We start from the raw sequence: 1237 nt of genomic DNA on the forward strand, positions 1-1237 counted from the left end.
TACAAGGTAGTGAAGGAGGGCGGAGGCGGCCCGGAATTCGAGGTCACCTGCGTCGAAGGCGAGCATTTTCCTCCAACCCGTTCAGGCAAGGGCGCACATTATGAACTGGTTCATGGCGCGACGCATTCACATAAACACAGTGAGCTTGGAAGCGGCGACGAGTAGCGTGCATCGCACGCCGGCGGACGCTGCGGCTCGGGCAATGCGGCGGCCGCCAAAAGTCAGGGAGGTCTCATCATGGCGGTTTGGGGCTGTGTCACCATGGCTGCCGCACTCAATGCGGCCCTTTTGCTTGCAGGCTGTGTCGCTGCCACCGTGCCGTACAGCGGTCGGCATCTCAGCCCGACAGAGTGCCGCGACATCGCCGCGCTGAGGACGAACGCCCCGTCAACCATGGGGCAACACCAGAGCGAGCTCTCCGCGCTAAGGAAGGCTGGCTACGACCCGTCTCCCTGGTACGATCCGTACTACCCGGACGATCTTCAGGCGGCGCAGAGGGTGGTCGACTACTGGTTCCGGACAGAGTGCCAGCAAACGCAGTCCGGTTGACGCCGCCAGGGCGGTCGCGTCCGAACGGCACGGTCGCCCGCCGGCGCCGCGTCACGGGCGCTTTTCCCGGCGACCAGCGTGCGGCAGAATGATCGTCCCCGTACGTCAAGGGAACTTGCCATGTCGATTCTGGTAGGGACCGCCTCGTGGACCGACAAGACACTGATCGAGTCGGGCGCCTTCTACCCTCCCGGCTGCAGCAGCGCAGAGGCGCGCCTGCGGTACTACGCCAGCGTGTTCCCGCTGGTCGAAGTCGATTCTTCGTACTATGCAATGCCGAGCGCTACCAACAGCGCCTTGTGGGTGGAGAGGACACCACCAGGGTTTGTTTTCGACGTGAAAGCGTTCAGGCTGTTCACCGGCCACCAGACCGAGCCGCGTTTTTTCCCGAAGGATCTGCAAGCCGACTTGCCCAGTACGGGAAAGAAAAACCTCTACTACAAGGACATTCCGCCGCCGGTGATCGAGGAGCTGTGGGCACGCTTCTTCGAGGCGTTGCGACCGCTGCATCAGGCTGGCAAGTTGGGCTCAGTGCTTTTCCAGTTCCCGCACTGGGTCACGGCGGTACCGAAAGCGAGGGAGCACGTTGAACACTGTGCGGAGCGCATGCACCCGTTCCTCACCGCATTTGAGTTCCGGCATGAGAGCTGGTTGGGCGAAAAGCACCGTGAGTCGACGCTGGCGATGG

General features: G+C 62.7%; 2 protein-coding genes. Both read left to right on the top strand.

What is annotated here, in order from left to right; translation table 11 throughout:
- Positions 1-237: 237 nt before the first annotated feature.
- On the top strand, positions 238-549 hold the full coding sequence (locus tag F759_RS0135620) for a DUF4148 domain-containing protein (protein ID WP_027803928.1): 312 nt from the start codon (positions 238-240) through the stop codon (positions 547-549).
- Positions 550-669: 120 nt separating this feature from the next.
- Positions 670-1237: DUF72 domain-containing protein (locus tag F759_RS0135625; RefSeq protein ID WP_027803929.1), on the top strand; the 568-nt coding region annotated here is incomplete at its 3' end.

Source organism: Paraburkholderia dilworthii, assembly GCF_000472525.1.
GTDB lineage: Bacteria > Pseudomonadota > Gammaproteobacteria > Burkholderiales > Burkholderiaceae > Paraburkholderia > Paraburkholderia dilworthii.

Excerpts from the sequence above, each read along its gene's own strand:
- F759_RS0135620 (WP_027803928.1), top strand. The coding sequence starts at position 238 with ATGGCGGTTTGGGGCTGTGTCACCATGGCTGCCGCACTCAATGCGGCC.